Origin of the sequence: Pseudonocardia sp. KRD291, from assembly GCF_019263595.1 — a bacterium.
Taxonomy (GTDB): Bacteria; Actinomycetota; Actinomycetes; order Mycobacteriales; family Pseudonocardiaceae; genus Pseudonocardia.
Genome location: NZ_JADQDD010000123.1, coordinates 1 through 16,666 on the forward strand (window position 1 = coordinate 1; position 16,666 = coordinate 16,666).

Genomic DNA, 16,666 nt, shown 5'->3' on the forward strand with positions numbered 1-16,666 from the left:
GGCCGCCGGGTAGATCTTCTCCAGCTGCGGGAGGATCCCGTCCAGCGCGGCGGGCAGGCTGAGCACGGTGTTCCAGGCGAACGCCAGCTCGGTGGCCCCCTCGAGGTACGCGGTGTGTCCGGCCCGGGTCACGCGCAACCGCTGCACCAGCGGGCTGTTCACGATCGTCGCCCGGCCGCCCGGGGTGTAGGAGATCTGGTCCCACACCAGCAGGTCCTGGTCCAGCTCGGCGATCTGCTCGAAGCTCAGGTCGGTGTAGAAGCTGGTGCCGGCCAGCTGGTCGTAGCGCGGTGGCACCCGGAACCCGAGCTCGGAGAAGAACCGGGACCGCGGGTCCTGCGAGGCGAACACGCTGAGCTTGTCCGCGGCGTAGTTCGCCACCGCGACCGACTTCCCGGCGAACTGCGGGTTCGCGTCGCGGGCGGCGGCGAACCGGGAGTCGACCTCGGCGATCAGCTCGTCGGCCCGCGGCGACCGGCCGAGTGCCTTCCCGATCACCCGGGTGGTCTCCTGCCAGGGCAGGCCGTAGTCGTTGAAGCCCTGGGGTATGCCGATCGTGGGCGCGATCCGGGACACCACCGCATAGTTCTCCGGAGTGAGGTCGGAGTAGGTGCCCAGGATCAGGTCGGGACGCAGTGCGGCGATCTTCTCGGGGTCGATCGTGTCCATGTTCAGGATGGCCGGGTTCGCGTCCAGCGACTGCGCGGCCGCGCGGGCCCACGGGTTGACGACGTCGTTCTCCGGGCCGTACCAGTAGCGCACCCCGACCGGCGCGACGCCGAGGGCCAGCACGAAGTCGTGCTCCTGGTACCCGACCGTCACCACCCGCACGGGTGCGCGCTCGACCGTCGTGGTCCCGAACTTGTGGTCGATCGTGACCGGGAAACCGGCACCCGCACCGCTCTCCGCCTGCGCGCCCGTCCCGTCGCCGGCACCGCATCCGGTGACCAGGACCCCTCCGGCCGCGAGCGACCCGAGCAACACCTGACGTCGTGTGAACCGCGCCATCGCCGTTCCTCCCTCTCCTCGTCCGGAGAGAGAGCTTAGGGAAGGCTCACCTGATTGGCGAGGAGTGTCCGGTCACCGCCCGGTCGACCGGCACGCCGGGCTGCGCCGTACCCGCGACGGTCACGCCGTACAGGCGGGCCGCGGTGCCGCCCAGCACCGCACGGAGCACCTCGGCGTCGAGCTCCGGGTACTGCCCGCGCAGCTCGGCGGGGTAGCGGTAGGTCGCGAGCTCCCGCACCAGCCGGCCGGGGCGCACGAGCGGGTACCCGCTGCCGAACAAAAGGCGGTCCGGGCCGAACGCGGCCAGCAGGTCCCCCAGGGCCCGGCCGGCCGCCACCGGGGCCCGGCGCAGCGCCACCAGCAGCTCGGTGAGCATCACGTGCACGTTCGGCAGCCGCGACATCCGGCAGAGCACCCCGGTCGGGAGCGACCCCGCGCCGAGCACGAAACGCACCCGGGGCAGCGCCGCCGCGAGCTCGCTGAGCTCGGTGGCGTCGTAGCCGCCGGCCGGTAACGGGCCGCTGTTGCGCGCCCGCACCGGCAGCGCGGAGCCGGCGCGCACCGGCTCCGCCCAGCTCGGCCAGCGCGGCCGCGGGACCGAGGTCCCCTGCTCGACGACGCCGGCGTGCGCCCATTCCGGGGCACCCGGAACCGGGTGCACCAGCGGCCCGACGCCGACGTGCACCACGCCCGCACCGGCCTGCTCGGCCCGCGCCAGCACGCGGCGCAGCCACGGAGTGCCCAGCGGGGTGCGGGCCTCCGGACGCCGGGCCGGGACGACCGTCAGCCCGCGCAGCCCGTCCCGCCGCACCTGCGCTGCCATCCCGCGCACCAGCGACCGGTCCGCCCCCGGGTTCAGCTCGCCGCTGAGCACGAACCGGCCCGGCCACTCCCGGGCCAGCTCGGCGTGCCAGGCGAGCGGGGCGAGACCGAGCACGAACAGCTCGGAGAAGCCGGCGGGCTGCAGCACCGCCCGGTCCACCCCGGCGTCGAGCACGTCGGCGACCAGGGACCGGTCGGTGACCTGCCCGAAGGCGTCCACCGAGAGCGGGCGCGGGGCGTGGTCCAGGGTCCGGTGCCGGTGGTGCAGGTCGGCCAGGAACTGCTCCCCCGCCGGGCCGGCCTGGTTGTGCGGACGCCCGTCCCAGGCGTGCACCTGCGCGTCGACGACGAGGTACCGCTCTCCGTCTCCGACGTACACGACGCCTCCTCGTCCCCCTCGCCGTACGTACCGGGCCCGCCGCTCCCGACCGCTACCCCATCGACGGTCCGAGACCCATCGACTGCGGCGTGCTCGAGTCCGGGCTGGGCTGCGGGATGCCCTCGTCCAGCGGGCCGTACTCGGTCATCAGCGCCTTGTTCCAGGGCGTGACCTCCTCGGCCACCAACGAGTTGGTGGTCAGGATCAGGCCGGCCACCGACGCGCCGTTCTGCAGGGCGGATCGCACCACCCGCAGCGGGTCGATGATCCCCATCGCGAGCATGTTGCCGAACTTGCCCTCGAGCGCGTCGAAGCCCTCGTCGACGCCCAGGTCGCGGACCTGCTTGACCACGTCGGCGCCCTCGTACCCGGCGTTCGTGGCGATCAGGAAGACCGGCTCGGACAATGCGGCACGGACGATCTCGACGCCGGTCCGGTAGTCACCGGTGACCTCGAGCGAGTCCAGCGCGGCGTCGGCGTGCAGCAGGGCCGAACCACCGCCCGCGACGATGCCCTCGGCCATCGCGGCGCGGGTGGCCTGCAGCGAGTCGTCGACGCGGTGCCGGACCTCCTTGAGCTCCGCGTTCGTCGGCGCACCGACCGAGATGATCGCTGCCTTGCCGGAGAGCCGGGCGATCCGGTCGTTGAGCCAGTCCTCGTCGGTGCCGATGCTCGCGCGGTGCATCTCGGCGCGCAGCTGGGACAGCCGGCGCTCCTTGCGCTCGGGCTCGCCGTGCCCGCCGATGATCGCCGTGTGCTCGTTGGTCGCCCGGACCTGGGTGGCCCGGCCGAGGTGCTCGATGCCGACCTGCTCCAGCGAGAACGACGACGCCTTGGACAGGACCTGCCCGCCGCACAGCGCCGCCATGTCCTCGAGCATGTGCACGCGCTTCTCGCCGAAGCCGGGAGCCTGGATCGCGGTGACCTTCAGGTGCCCGTTCACGTGGTTGTGCACGAGCATCTGCAGCGCCGTGCCCTCCACCTTCTCGGCCACGATGACCAGCGGGCGGGGCTCGCGCATGATCTTCTCGAGCATCGGCATCAGGGCCCGCACGTCGGTGATCTTCTCGGCGCAGAACAGCAGGTACGGGTCGTCCAGGATCGCCATCATCGAGCCCGGGTCGGTGACCAGGTACGGCGAGACGTAGCCGTTCTCGAACTCGAAGTCCTCGACGAAATTCACCGTCAGACCCAGGTTCGGCCCGTCGTCGACGGTGATGACGCCGTCGGTGCCGACGGTGTTCAGCGTCTGCGCGACGATCCGCCCGATCGCGTCGTCGTCGTTGGCCGAGATCGCGGCGACCCGGGACAGCGCGTCGACGTCGTCGACCGGGTGCGCGACCGAGGCGAGGTGCTCGACGATCCGCCCGACGGCCACGTCGATGCCGCGCTTGACCAGCACCGGGTTGCCGCCGGAGGTGATCGCCCGCATGCCCTCGCGGACGATGGCCTGCGCCATCACGGTGGCGGTGGTGGTGCCGTCACCGACGATGTCGTTGGTCTTGACGGCGGCTTCCTTGAGGATCTGCGCGCCCATGTTCTCGAACGGGTCGCGCAGGTAGATCTCGCGGGCGATCGTCACGCCGTCGTTCGTGACCTCCGGCGTGCCGGTGATCTTCTCGAGGATCACGTTGCGGCCCTTGGGTCCCAGTGTGGACTTCACCGCCTCGGCGAGCTGGTCGACACCGGCGCTGAGTAGGTCCCGGGCTTCCTGCCCGAACTTGAGTTCCTTGGCCACGATGACCCTCCTGAAGTGCGTCTGCGCGGGAATTGTGGAAGGGGCGGGAGAAGCTCGCGAAACGAGAATCGGCCCTGAGCGTCGGATCGCCGGTCCGCGCGATGCGCGCGGACCGGCGATCCGGCTCTCTGCGAGGAACGGTCAGCTGACCGTGGGAGGAAGCATGTCGCCGATGAACTCGGCAGCCTCCTCCAGATTCCCGAACATGACCGTCCGGTCGTCCATGTGCACCATCTTGCCGTAGTGCGTGGACATGTTCTCCTCGAACTCGGCGGCGTCGTAGAAGTCGTCCTCCTCGCCCAGAGCCTCGGAGATGTCGGCGTAGACGAAGTCCATCCGGCCCACGCAGTCGACGCGGATCATCGAGGGGAGCTCGGTGATCTCGACGTTCTCCTGGCGGTCCATGACCTCGGCGACGACCGCGCCGATCTGGTTGTTCATCAGCGTGACGCCGCACTTGCCGGACGCGGTCTTGTCAGCCTTGAAGGGACTTTCGGAGGTCTTGAAACTGGTCACTGGTTCAGCTCCTTCGGGGTCTCGAGTCCGAGGTCGGTCAGGATCCCGGCGAACCGGTTCTTGGCCCGGTCGAGGCTGTCCTCGAAACGGGGTGGCTTGGCGTCGGGCAGCGACCAGATGGGCTGCAGGGTGCGGGCGGCCTCGAGGCACTGCGGAACCCAGTGCGAGAGCCACCCGTTCATCAGGTCCTTGTTGTGCTGGGCGAACTCGCGGTCCTGGGTGAGCGGGCCGAAGCAGACCTGGGTCCAGCGCAGGTCGCGCTGGGCGAAGTCGTACTCGGCGGCGCCCATCACCGTCGGCGTCACGTAGTCGCCGTTGCCGGCGGCGGCCTGCATGACCAGGTTCGACCGGAACAGCTCGCCGATCAGCGGCTCGAAGATGACGTTGGTGGCGAACATCGACTCGCCCCAGTCGTTGTCGACCGCGGTGAGCGCCTCGGTCACCTTGCGGACCCCCTGCCACTCCGGGTCCTCGTTCCAGGCGCTCAGGTGCGCGGTGCCGTCGAAGCCCTCGATCTCCTCGGTCAGCGTCAGGTTGTAGAGCGCGAGGTCCTGCGCGAACCGGATCTTGTGCATGCTGTTCACCGCCATGGCGGTGTTGTGCATGTTCGTCGGGCCGGACCGGTTGCACGCCGCGAACACGTAGAGGCCGAGGATGTGCTCGATGTGCATCCAGGCGCCGACGTTGCGCTCGACGAACTGCTTCCAGTTCGCCGTCCAGTTGTCGAACGCCTTCGCGCTGCGCGCGTTGTCGATGTTCTGGTTGACCTGCCGGACGACGTTCGCGTTGTACCGGTAGAAGGTGAGTTCCCACTCCTCGTTGGGGTCGCGGAACTCGTGCCAGCCGTGCGCGGGCCACTCGTAGCCCTTACCGCCGGAGCCGGCGTAGCGCTCGGGCTCGGGCAGGTCCACGCCCCACGCCTTGAGCTTGGTCCAGTGCAGCGGGTAGCCGGCCTCGCCGTTGGCGAAGCCGTAGATCCAACCCTGGGACAGGTAGTGCCGCGGGTCCGGCTGGACGTCGACGGTCACGTCCTCGTAGTGGGTCTGCTTGCGCTTGGCCGGCTTGTAGTAGTTGTACCGACGGGCGCTGGCCCCCGAGTCGGGGAATGTCTGAGCGCCGGCCTCCGCGTCGGTGAAGACGGGTTTCGGGACATTTCTCTCGGGCCGTTCCGTGGTGGTCATGAACCGTCCTCGCCCTCTGATTCACCGGTCGTGGTGAACTTGTCGTAGAAGATGTTCTGCTCGGTGATCCCGAGCTGGGTCAAGGTTGCGATCGCCGCATCGACCATCGGCGGCGGGCCGCATATGTAGGCATCTGCTCCCTTCAGGTCACCCTCCTGTGCGCGAAGCACCTCCGTGATCAGACCGGTCCGGCCGTCCCATCCGCCGTCCTCGTCGCCGGGGTCGGACAGAGCCGGTACGTACCGGAAGTCCTTGAGCTGTCCACCGAGCTCGGCGATCTCCTTCTCGAAACAGAGATCCTTCGAGCCGCGGGCGCCGTAGTAGAACGTCGCCCTGCGTTCGACACCGCGTTCCGCCATCGATCGCAGGAGCCCGAGCACCGGAGCCATACCGGCGCCACCACCCACGAACAGCAGCTGCGACGTGCGGTTCTCGCGCAGGGTGAACGTCCCGAACGGCGCCTCCACCTCGATCCGGTCACCGACGGCGACCTTCTCGGCGAGGAACTCGGAGAACAGGCCGTCCGGATAGATCTTGATGACGAACTCGAAGACCCCGTCCCGGTTGGGCGTGTTGGCCATCGAGAACGAGCGGGTCTCGTCGGTGCCGGGAACCCTGAAGTCCATGTACTGGCCCGGGAAGAACTTGATCTCGGACGGCTCGACCAGCTTCACCACCAGGTGGCGCATGTCGTGCGTGACGGCGTCGTTGGAGATCACCTCGACGGTGCCCGTGGTCAGCGGCAACCCGGACCGGATGATCTCCTCGTCGTAGTTGAGCAGCTCGATCGTCAGGTCCTCGTAGGCGTGCGCCCGGCAGAGCAGGGTCGAGCCCTCCTCCTTCTCGTAGTCGGGCAGAGCGAACGTCGAGTAGCTGTCCAGCTCGATGTCCTCGCCCTCGAGAACGAAGGACTTGCAGGCCGCGCACTGGCCTTCCTTGCAGCCGTGCATCAGCTGCACGCCCTGCTCCGCCGCGGCCCGGAGGATGGTCTGGTCCTCGTCGACCTCGATCTCGATGCCGACCGGCTCGAATCGAACGACGTGTTTGTCACCCAACGGGAAGGCACCTCTCGGATTGAGAAACCGGACAAATCGGGCTGTGTGGGCACAGATTCCGGGCAGGCCTGGGCGGTCCGACCGGGGTTCGGCCCCGGTCGGACCTGCAGGGAGAGGGCTCCGTCAGGAACCGTCCGTGGCGGAGCGGGGCTCCGTCACCGGGTGGGCTCCCTGACGGAGACCCCTCCCCTCGCCTGGCCCGCGCTCAGGCGTTCGTCGGTGCCGGGCGACCGGCCGGGCCCTGCTTGTTGTAGTCGGCGATGAACGCGGCACGACCCTCCGCGTCCAGCTCGTTGAGCACGACGTTCGGGCTCCCGAGCGGAGGACAACGCCGCATGTGGTCCAGGGTCCACATCTTCTTCGGGTCGAGGTCGAGATGCGGCTGCGCCGTCATCGTCTTCCCGTCGTCCCGGACGAAGCCCATGTCCTGCACCACGTCGGCCCAGTTCCAGCCGTGGTAGAGCGTCTCCCACTCGCGCTTGCCGACCAGCCGGCCCATGTTCGGGGTCTCGCGACCCTGGTAGGTCGGCTGGAAGGCCTCCACGTCGGTCCAGCGGCAGACCTCGTGGCAGTACGTGCGGATGCTGCCGTCCTCGAACTCGTGCGTGACCATGTCCTCACGCACCAGGCAGGGAACCATGCAGGTCCAGCACCGCGACGGGTACACGTAGTCGACGTCCTCGAAGACGATCGGGTTGTGCCCGTTCGGCTTGGCCAGCCGGTTGTAGTTCTCCCACCACTTGCCGTACTTGTCGTACCAGCCCGGGTACTTGTACTCGAACCACTCGAAGTCCTCGTCGGTCATGCCGTCGATCCGCCAGTAGTTGGCGAGCCAACCGGTGGCGAAGAACTGCGCGACCTCGTGCACGTAGCCCTTGTTCCAGATCTGGTTCCACGACTCCTCGATGAGGTCGTGGGGGATCACGAGGCCGTACTTCTCGAGCGGAACCAGGTAGGCGCGGTAGTAGTCGTCGTAGATCCAGCGACGCCACATCTCGGCGTAGGACTCGCGGTCCTTACGACGGTCCTTCGTGCCGTACTCGATGAAGGTACCGATCGCGGCGTCCACGACGCGGTGGTTGTTCCACCACGCGTAGCGGAGGTCGCGCTCGAGCAGCTGGCGGTTGTCCTCGTCGGAGAGCGCCATGAGCAGCGTGGCGTAGCCGTTGGAGATGTGCCGCGACTCGTCGGACTGCACCGAGTGGAACACCGTGGGCAGCAGGTAGTCGCCGTTCGCCGCGGCCTCGGCCGGCATGGCCACGAACAGGGTGTTCGTGAACGCCGTCTCGGCGACGATCGTCAGGTAGATGCTGGCCGCGGTGATCGCGTCACCGGTGATGAACCCCTCGGCGAACTGGCGGCCGATCGTGCCGCAGTAGTCGCTGTGGAAGTTCCGCAGGCTGTTGTTGAAGCCGGCCGGGTCGATGTAGTTGTTCATGTAGACGCGCTTGAGGTTCTGCTGGATCGTCGAGTGCCGAACCTCGTCGATCATCTGGATCGCCTGGCCGTTGTGCAGCTCCGGGTTCGGAACGACCGAGAACAGCATCGGCATCGAGCGCGCCGCGGAGACCTCGGGCAACGGGATGATGGACAGGAACAGCTTCTGCCACTCCAGCCAGCGCTCCTGCACCTGACGGAACATGTTCCCGCGGATCGCGCCGTCGGTGGCACCGAAGACGCGGTGGTCCTTCTCCTCCTGCATGGGGAAGTAGGACCGCAGCACCTGCTTGAGCGGGTCCTTCTTCGCTGCCTTGCGGAAGGTGTAGTCGGTTCCGTACTTCATGTACGGCTCGTGGTACTGCGGCTCCCAGGAGAGTTCTTGAATCTTCTGGTGAGCCTTAGCCAAGCTCTGCCGACTCACGTCAACTCCTCACAGTGGTGGGTGTGGTCGGATCTCTTTCGGTCCGCCCGGCCGTGCGTCGTGCATGCACGAAGGTCCGTCCTCGACCCCGCGGGCCGCCGGCGTACCCGCCGGCGGGAGCCTCGGTGGCCCTCCGTCACCTCGCCCGACCGCCGGACCCTGGAGCGAGCGCGGGCGCCCCGGGTTGTTGATCGAACGCGGGGTCTCCCGGCACCTGTGCTGCGAGTGCGTTCCCCGCGGCATCGACGCCGGTCCATCCCGTGCTGCGAATCACACATCCCGGGCCGAGCGCCTGCGGTCTCATTATGAGACGCTGCCCGATCCGCACTCCTGGTGATCTCTGACGCGTGCCAGTACCGTCGACAGAGACACCCGGCTGCCGCGCTATTGCGGACCACAGCTGCTCCGAGGAGGGCAACCGGTTGGTCCCACCACCAGATGACGCGTTCCACCACCACGCGCAGTCGAGCCCGGACGTCGGGCCCGACGCGAGCCTCGTCGCGCCCTCGTCCGCTGCCGCGGAGAGGATCGCGCTGGCCAGGGACGCCTTCCTCGACCACGAGGCCGTCCACCCCGGCACCGTCCGCGGGCCGATCCTGGCCTCCTGGATCCGCTCCCGCGAGCTCTCGGTCGCGCCCGACCACCTGGAGCTGCCGCACGAACACGACGCCGAACCGGACACCCCGCTGCTGCGGGCGGCGCGTCCGGTCGTGTCCGAGCTCGCCGACCAGTTCACCACCGAGCCGGTCAGCATCATCCTGTGCGACGCCGACGGCGTCGTGCTGGAACGCCGCACCGGCGACTCCGCGCTGCACCAGCACCTCAACCGGGTGTGGCTGGCCCCGGGCTTCTCCTACGCCGAGCGCTACGTCGGCACCAACGGCATCGGTACCGCGCTGGAGGGCCGCCGGGCCACCGAGGTCTTCGGCCACGAGCACTTCGTGGAGCACCTGGAGGACCTGGCCTGCGCCGGGGCTCCGATCCGGCACCCGGTGACCGGGAAGGTCCTCGGTGTCATCGACCTGACCTGCTGGCGGAGGGAGGCGAACGCGCTGATGGTCGCGACCGCGTCGACGATGGCCCGTCGGATCGAGGAGACCCTGCTCGAGCAGTCCGGCCGGCGCGAGCTGACCCTCCTGCACGACTACCTGACTGCGGCGCAGCGCAGCAGCGGCGCCGTGTTCGCGGTCAGCGACGACCTGGTGATGATGAACGACCGGGCGCGCGAGCTCATCGACCCGGCGGACCAGGCACCACTGCTCGCCGACGCGACCGAGGCGCTGCGCTCCGGACGCAGCCGGCAGCTGCTCGTCGACCTGCCCAGCGGCGCGACCGCGCGGGTGCTCTGTCGCCCGAGCTGGACCGAGAGCGGCTGTACCGGCGGCGTCCTGCAGGTCAAGCTGACCTCCCGGGAGCCGGCGTCGATCCGCTCGTCGCTGCCGACCATCACCACCGCGCTGCCGGCCGCCGTCGGCTCGGGCGCGCTGTGGGCGAAGTGCTGCCAGGCCGTCGACCGGCTGTTCCGGACCAACGAGTGGCTGGTGCTCGAGGGCGAGGCCGGCTCCGGCCGGACGACGCTGGCCCGGGCCACCCACCAGATGCACTCGCCCGCCGGGCACGTCCGGGTGCTCGACGCCGTGGACTACAACCCCCGCTGGATCGCCGACGTCGTCGACGAGCTCTCCACCGGGGGCGGCACGCTGGTGCTGCAGCGGGTGGACCTGCTTTCCGCGGGGGCGGCCCAGTCGCTGACCGACGCCCTCGACGCCCAGCGCGAGTCCACCGACCCGGAGCGCCCGTGGGTCGTGGCCACCCGCGGGCCGGTACCGGACTCGCGACCGGACCCGCCGGAGCTGACCGAGCTGCTCGGGTCGTTCCCGCGCACGATCGAGGTGCCGCCGCTGCGCCACCACATCGAGGACGTCGCGGAGCTGGTGCCCTACCTCCTGCAGAGACTCACCCGCGGGGCCGACCTGCGGTGCTCGCCGGAGGCCATGCGGGTGCTCATGCGCAACCGCTGGCCGGGCAACGTCGACCAGCTCTACCAGGTGCTGCGCAAGGTGGTGGCCCGCCGCCGGACCGGCGTGATCCGTCCGGACGACCTGCCCCCGGAGACGCGCGCGATCACCCGCCGGGTGCTCACGCCGCTGGAGGCGATCGAGTGCGACGCGATCGTGGACGCGCTCCTGGACGCGGACGGCAACAAGGCCGAGGCGGCCCGCCGTCTGGGCATGTCCCGGGCCACGATCTACCGCAAGATCCGCGGTTACGGGATCTCGATGCCCTCGGCCCAGGACTCGGGCTGACTCCCGGCCCGTGGCCGGACGCCCTGTTCCCCGCCGACCCGTACCCGGGCACCCGGCCGCCGGCGTCGTTCGTGCAGGTCGACGGGCTGAGCCGCGCGTTGCACCCGGACCCGGGGCTGCCGTCGGGATGGCGGGTGGACGGGGAGGGCGACCTGGACCACCGGCTCGTCGGGCTGGGCGCGACACCGATGGCCGGGCGGGTGCCGGTGCTGGCCTACGGGTCCAACCGCAACCCGTCGAAGATCAGTTGGATGCGCGCCGAGCGCGGGCTGACCGGGCCGGTCGTCGTGCTGCGGGCCCGTGCGTCGGGGCTCGGGGCCGTCTGGGCCGCCGGGCGGCGCGTGGTCGACGACCAGCGTCCCGCCGTGCTCGCGTCCGCGCCCGGGCGGGTGGAGGAGCACGCGGTCTGGATGGCGGCCCCGGAGCAGTTCGCCGCCCTGGACCGGGTCGAGGGCCGGGCCGCCGACCCCCCGCGCTACCGCCTCGCCCGCCTGCGCACCGGCATCGTGCGGACCGAGGACGGCGCCGTCGTCGACCTGCCCCACGCCTACCTGGGCCTGGACCCGACCCGGCGACCGCTGCTGGTCGGCGGCGTGCCGGTGTTCTGCGACGACGTCGCGCAGGTCGACGCGAAGGAGCTGCGCGGCGAGCCGGCGCCCGACGACGGGCTGGACGCCGAGACCGTCACCGGCACCCCGCACCCGCCCTGACGCCCGGCCGCCGGCCCGAGCCGGCCCCGCAACGAACCGGGGCCCGCCCCCGGCGAGCGGGGACGGGCCCGGTGCGGACTCAGCGGGTCAGGACGCCGAGGCCTTGGCCGCCTTCGCGGACTCGAACTCGGCCAGACCCGGCACCTGCCGGCCCTTGAGCGACATGCCCTTGGTCTCGATCACGAAGAACAGGGCCACCATGCCGATCACCGACGCGATCATCACCGAGTAGGCGGGCCAGAGGGTGTCCCCGGTCGCCCCGATGAGTGCCTCGTTGATCAGTGGTGCGGTGCCGCCGAACGCGGCCGTGGCCACGTTGTAGGAGATCGCCATGCCGGCGAACCGGACGTGCGCAGGGAACATCGCCGGGAACGTCGCCGAGATCGTGCCCAGCTGCAGCACGTAGACCAGTCCCAGGACGGTGAAGCCGAGGATCGCCCAGCCCAGCCCCTGCGCCATCAGCATGTACATCGGGATGGCCAGCACGAAGATGCCCACGAGCGAGATCCACCAGCACGGTTTCCGCCCGATCCGGTCGGACAGCGCGCCGGCCATCGGTATGAAGATCATCATCACGACCTGCCCGACCGTCGCCAGTGTGTCGGCCCCGGTCGAAGACATCCCGATCGAGTCCTGCAGGTAGGTCGGCATGTAGGTGAGCAGCGTGTAGTTCGTGACGTTCAGCGCGATCACCAGGCCGAACAGCGCCAGGATCGGACGCCAGTACTGCACGACGAGGTTCTTCAGAGCGCCGGTCGCGGCCGTCTCCGACTCGCCGGACCGCTCCAGCTCGCGGAACACCGGTGTGTCCTCGAGCTTGGTCCGGATGTAGAGCCCGATCAGCGCCAGCGGCAGCGCCAGCATGAACGGGATCCGCCAGCCGTAGTCCTCCATCGCCTGGTCGCCGAGCAGGGTCTGCAGACCGAACACGACCACCACGGCCAGGGTCAGACCGGCCAGCGTGCCGAACTCCAGGAAGCTGCCCCAGAACCCGCGCTTCTTGTCCGGGGCGTACTCGGCCATGAAGGTCGCGGCACCGCCGTACTCCCCACCGGTCGAGAAGCCCTGCACCACGCGCAGCAGGATCAGCAGGATCGGCGCCCAGATGCCGATCGTCGCGAAGCTCGGCAGCACGCCGAGCACGAACGTCGCGGCGCCCATCAGGATGATCGTCAGCGACAGGACCTTCTGCCGGCCGATCCGGTCACCCAGCGGGCCCCAGACGATGCCACCCAGCGGGCGCAGCACGAACGAGACCGCGAGCCCGAGCAGGGTTCCCAGCTGACCGAACTCACCGGGGAAGAAGTTGGCCGTGATCTCGGTCGTGAGATACGCGTAGACGCCGTAGTCGAACCATTCGGTGGCGTTCCCGATGGCGGACGCCGCCACCGCCCTGCGCAGGACCGACGGCGGAGCATCCTCCCCGGAGCCGGTCGCCCCCTGATTCGCCGGGACCGATGTCATTCGCCACACCCCCCATTTCAGAACTGCAGTAATGTAGCAGCGACCACAATTCTTTACGCGATCGACACATTCTTTGATATGCGGTCAACGGAGCTTACAAGCCGGATTTGCCCCCCGCTACCCCTCGTGACCGGCCGCGATGGTCCCGTCGGGCCGCCCGGCGCGGGTGTAGCCTCCGCCAGATGTTGGCGATCGGGGGGTTGGCCAAGCGGTTCGGTGCGGTGCAGGCGTTGGACGGAGTCACGTTCGACGCCCGGCCGGGCGAGCTGTTCGGATTCGTCGGGGGTAACGGGGCGGGCAAGACGACCACGATGCGGATCGTGCTCGGCGTGCTCGCGTCCGACTCCGGGACGGTGAGGTGGCAGGGGCGCCCGATCGACGCCGACGTGCGCCGGCGGATCGGGTACATGCCCGAGGAACGCGGGCTCTACCCGAAGATGAAGGTCGGCGCCCAGCTCGAGTACCTGGCCCGCCTGCACGGGATGGACGTCGCGACGGCGCGGGACGCGGTGCGGCGCTGGACCGAGCGGGTCGGCATCGAGGCCCGGATCGGCGACGAGGTGCAGAAGCTCTCGCTCGGCAACCAGCAGCGGGTGCAGCTGTGCGCGGCCCTGGTGCACGACCCGGACGTCCTGGTGCTCGACGAGCCGTTCTCCGGCCTCGACCCGACCGCGGTGGAGACGATGAGCGGCGTGCTGCGGGAGAAGGCCGACGCCGGCACTCCGGTGATCTTCTCCAGCCACCAGCTGGAGCTGGTGGAGCGGCTCTGCGACCGGGTCGGGATCATCTCCGCCGGTGCGATGGTGGCCGTCGGCACGGTCGAGGATCTTCGGACCGGCGACAGCACCCGGTACGACGTCGTGGGCCCGCCGCGGGGCTGGGCCGACGAGCTGGCGGGGGTACGGGTGCTGGGTGTCGAGGAGTCGCCGGTCGGGCCGCGTACCCGGGTCGAGCTCGGCGCGGGCGCCGACGACCAGGCGTTGCTGGCGGCCGCGACGGCGGCCGGGGCGGTCCGCGAGTTCACCCCGTACCGGCCGCCGCTCACCGAGCTCTACCGCGACGCCGTCGCCGACCACGCGCCACCACGCCAGGAGGTGGCGTCGTGAGCGCCCCGCTGAGCCCGGCCCGGACGGTCGCGCTGGTCGCCCGCCGCGAGATCGGGATGCAGCTGCGCTCGCGCAGCTTCCTCTACGGCCTGCTGCTCACCCTGGCGATCTTCGCCGGGTACGGCCTGCTGTTCTCCTTCATCGGCAGCGAGGGGTCGTCGTCGACGCTGGGGGTCACCGCCGAGGCGCGGGCGCTGACGCCCGCACTGCAGCAGGCCGGGCAGCAGCAGGGGCAGACGGTGGCGATCACCGACGTCGACCGGGCCGGGGGCGAGGCGCAGGTGCGCTCCGGCGGCCTGGATGCCCTGCTCACCCGCGGCCCGGACGGCTTCGAGCTGATCGGGCAGGACTCGGTCGACTCGACGCTGCAGCGGATCGTCACCGGCACGGTGGGCCAGCAGGCCCGCGACTCCGCGCTGCGCTCGGCCGGTGTCGACCCCGCCACCGTCGACCGCGCCGGGACCGTCGGGGTGAGCACGCTGGTGCCCGAGGACCCGCTGCGCGGGCAGCGGCTGGGGCTGGCCTTCGCCGTCGCCATCCTGTTGTTCTTCTCCCTGACCAGCTACGGCGGCGCGGTGGCCCAAGGCGTGGTCGAGGAGAAGTCCAGCCGGGTGGTGGAGCTGCTGCTGTCCACGATCAAGCCGTTGCACCTGCTGGCCGGCAAGATCCTCGGGCTCGGCGCGGTCGGGTTGCTGCAGCTGCTGATCCTCGGCGCGATCGGCACCGTCGGCGCGCTCGCGTTCGGGGTGCTCACCGTGCCGACGGCCGTGCTGTCCGCGCTCGGACTGGCCGTCCTGTGGTACCTGCTCGGGTTCTTCCTCTACGCGACGCTCTACGCCTCCGCCGGGGCGCTGGTCTCGCGCCAGGAGGAGCTGCAGTCCGCCGTCGCGCCGCTGATCTTCCCGCTGCTGATCCCGTTCGTGATCGCGGTCAGCGTCCTGCCGAACGACCCGCGCAACGGTCTGGCGACCGTGCTCTCGTTCGTCCCGTTCTTCTCGCCGACGCTGATGCCGGCCCGCGCGGCGCTGGGCGTGGCGCCGTGGTGGCAGGTGCTGATCTCGGCGCTGCTCACGCTCGGCGCGATCGCGGTGATGGTGTGGGTCGCGGCCCGGATCTACCGGAACTCGGTGCTGCGTACGGGGGCGAAGGTGAGCTGGCGGGAAGCAATCTCGGGCCGATGATCGCTCCGCGAGCTCCGCTCAGTGGCGGGCGTTCTTGACCTTCTCGTAGCGGGCCAGGGACTCCTGGCGTTCGGCCCTGTGGTCGACCATCGGCTCCGGGTAGCCCTCGGGGATCCCGTCGGGGAGCTTCCACGGCTGGTGCACCGCCTTGCCCGCCACGCCGGCCAGCTCGGGCACCCAGCGGCGGACGTAGTCCCCGTCGGGGTCGAAACGCTCGCCCTGGGTGATCGGGTTGAAGATCCGGAAGTACGGCGACGCGTCGGTGCCGCTCCCGGCCGTCCACTGCCATCCGTGCTGGTTCGACGCCAGGTCGCCGTCCACCAGCAGCGTCATGAAGTGTCGCGCGCCCCACCACCACGGCAGGTGCAGGTCCTTGGTCAGGAACGACGCGACGATCATCCGCAGCCGGTTGTGCATCCACGCCTGCGCGCGCAGCTGGCGCATCCCGGCGTCGACGATCGGGAAGCCGGTGCGTCCTTCCTGCCAGGTCGCGAACGCCTTGTCGGCCTCGTCGCCGTACTCGCTGGGTAGCGCGTCGAACTTCGTGTCGTAGTTCTTCCGCGCGGAGTCCGGTCGCTGGTAGAGCACGTCGGCGTAGAACTCGCGCCAGGCGATCTCGGTGCGGTAGGTGCCCGCGCTCGCGGACCTCTTCCCCGCGGTGTCGGCCAGGATCGTCCGGGGATGGATGCAGCCGTACTTGAGGTAGGGCGACATCCCGGACGTGCCGCCACGCGCCGGGAGGTCGCGCTCCTCGCGGTAGTGCTCGACGCCGTCGTCGAGGAAGTCCTTCCAGCGGGCGAGCGCCGCGGACTCCCCCGCCTCGGGCAGCTCGGACTCGCACACCTCGTCGTCGGGGATCCGCACGGCGCGCGGGCCGCCGTCCTTGCCGGAGGGGTCCATCCAGGTCACGGTGGACGCGTCGGTGTCGGCGGGGGCGCGCCAGCCGTGGTCGGCCCAGGCGCGGCTGAACGGGGTGAACACCTTGAACGGGTCGCCGCTGCCGTTGCGCACCCGGTCCGGCGCGACGGCGTAGGGCGAGCCGGTGCGCACGAGCTCCGCGTCGACGTCGGCGAGCGCCTTCTCGACGTTCTCGTCGCGCCGGCGTCCGTAGGGGCCGTAGTCGGCGGCGATGTGCACGGTGTCCGCCTGCACCGCTCTCGCGACGCGCGGGACGACGTCGGCCGGGTCGCCGCGCACGACCAGCAGCCTCCCGCCCAGCGCCTCGTCGAGCTCGCGCAGCGCGCCGTAGAGGAAGTTCTTCCGCGCGGCGCCGGAGGGGCCGAGCAGGGCGGGGTCCAGCACGAACAGCGCGAGCGCCCGCTCGGCGGCGTCGGCCGCG

13 protein-coding genes are annotated in these 16,666 nt (G+C 70.3%); 4 read left to right on the forward strand and 9 right to left on the reverse strand.

Translation table 11 applies throughout. The annotated features are described in order from the left end of the window. The 7 genes from I4I78_RS17740 to I4I78_RS17770 all read right to left on the reverse strand — a co-directional run. Positions 1-1,008, reverse strand: a 1,008-nt coding sequence (locus tag I4I78_RS17740) for an iron-siderophore ABC transporter substrate-binding protein (protein ID WP_218612460.1), incomplete at its 3' end; no start/stop codon positions are given. A gap of 46 nt (positions 1,009-1,054) precedes the next feature. Further along, positions 1,055-2,209 carry an amidohydrolase family protein gene (locus I4I78_RS17745; RefSeq protein ID WP_218612461.1) on the reverse strand — a complete coding sequence of 385 codons (1,155 nt, stop codon included), beginning with the start codon at positions 2,207-2,209 and terminating at the stop codon, positions 1,055-1,057. A gap of 52 nt (positions 2,210-2,261) precedes the next feature. Continuing rightward, a complete protein-coding gene (groL, locus tag I4I78_RS17750) occupies positions 2,262-3,947 on the reverse strand; it encodes a chaperonin GroEL (protein ID WP_218612462.1) in 1,686 nt (561 codons plus the stop codon). A gap of 141 nt (positions 3,948-4,088) precedes the next feature. Continuing rightward, the gene (gene mimD, locus I4I78_RS17755) at positions 4,089-4,463 is read right to left on the reverse strand and encodes a propane 2-monooxygenase effector subunit MimD (RefSeq protein ID WP_218612463.1); all 375 of its coding nucleotides are present in this window, start codon (positions 4,461-4,463) and stop codon (positions 4,089-4,091) included. Next, on the reverse strand, positions 4,460-5,644 hold the full coding sequence (locus tag I4I78_RS17760) for an aromatic/alkene monooxygenase hydroxylase subunit beta (RefSeq protein WP_218612464.1): 1,185 nt from the start codon (positions 5,642-5,644) through the stop codon (positions 4,460-4,462). The genes mimD and I4I78_RS17760 overlap by 4 nt, the downstream gene beginning before the upstream one ends. Beyond that, entirely contained in the window at positions 5,641-6,699 is a 1,059-nt protein-coding gene (locus tag I4I78_RS17765; protein ID WP_218612465.1) for an FAD-binding oxidoreductase, read from the reverse strand. The genes I4I78_RS17760 and I4I78_RS17765 overlap by 4 nt, the downstream gene beginning before the upstream one ends. A 205-nt stretch (positions 6,700-6,904) precedes the next feature. Next, a complete protein-coding gene (locus I4I78_RS17770) occupies positions 6,905-8,545 on the reverse strand; it encodes a methane monooxygenase (protein ID WP_218612469.1) in 1,641 nt (546 codons plus the stop codon). 437 nt (positions 8,546-8,982) lie between these two features. On the opposite strand from I4I78_RS17770, the gene I4I78_RS17775 reads away from it, so the two are divergent. Together I4I78_RS17775 and I4I78_RS17780 are read left to right on the forward strand one after the other, a co-directional pair. After that, positions 8,983-10,866 carry a sigma-54-dependent Fis family transcriptional regulator gene (locus I4I78_RS17775; protein ID WP_226379914.1) on the forward strand — a complete coding sequence of 628 codons (1,884 nt, stop codon included), beginning with the start codon at positions 8,983-8,985 and terminating at the stop codon, positions 10,864-10,866. Positions 10,867-10,937: 71 nt separating this feature from the next. After that, positions 10,938-11,576, forward strand: coding sequence for a gamma-glutamylcyclotransferase (locus tag I4I78_RS17780; protein WP_308252194.1), 639 nt, complete (start codon positions 10,938-10,940; stop codon positions 11,574-11,576). Between the two features lie 87 nt (positions 11,577-11,663). On the opposite strand, the gene I4I78_RS17785 is transcribed toward I4I78_RS17780, so the two are convergent. Next, entirely contained in the window at positions 11,664-13,040 is a 1,377-nt protein-coding gene (locus I4I78_RS17785; protein WP_218612466.1) for an MFS transporter, read from the reverse strand. Between the two features lie 182 nt (positions 13,041-13,222). Here I4I78_RS17785 and I4I78_RS17790 point away from each other — a divergent pair, with 182 nt between their 5' ends. Next, positions 13,223-14,146 (forward strand): ABC transporter ATP-binding protein, encoded by a 924-nt coding sequence (locus I4I78_RS17790; RefSeq protein WP_218612467.1) that lies wholly within the window; start codon positions 13,223-13,225, stop codon positions 14,144-14,146. Then, a complete protein-coding gene (locus I4I78_RS17795; RefSeq protein ID WP_218612468.1) occupies positions 14,143-15,327 on the forward strand; it encodes an ABC transporter permease in 1,185 nt (394 codons plus the stop codon). Before I4I78_RS17790 ends, I4I78_RS17795 begins: the two co-directional genes overlap by 4 nt. 18 nt (positions 15,328-15,345) lie before the next feature. Here the strand turns inward: I4I78_RS17795 and I4I78_RS17800 are convergent. Further along, positions 15,346-16,666, reverse strand: a 1,321-nt coding sequence (locus I4I78_RS17800) for a deoxyribodipyrimidine photo-lyase (protein WP_226379915.1), incomplete at its 5' end; no start/stop codon positions are given.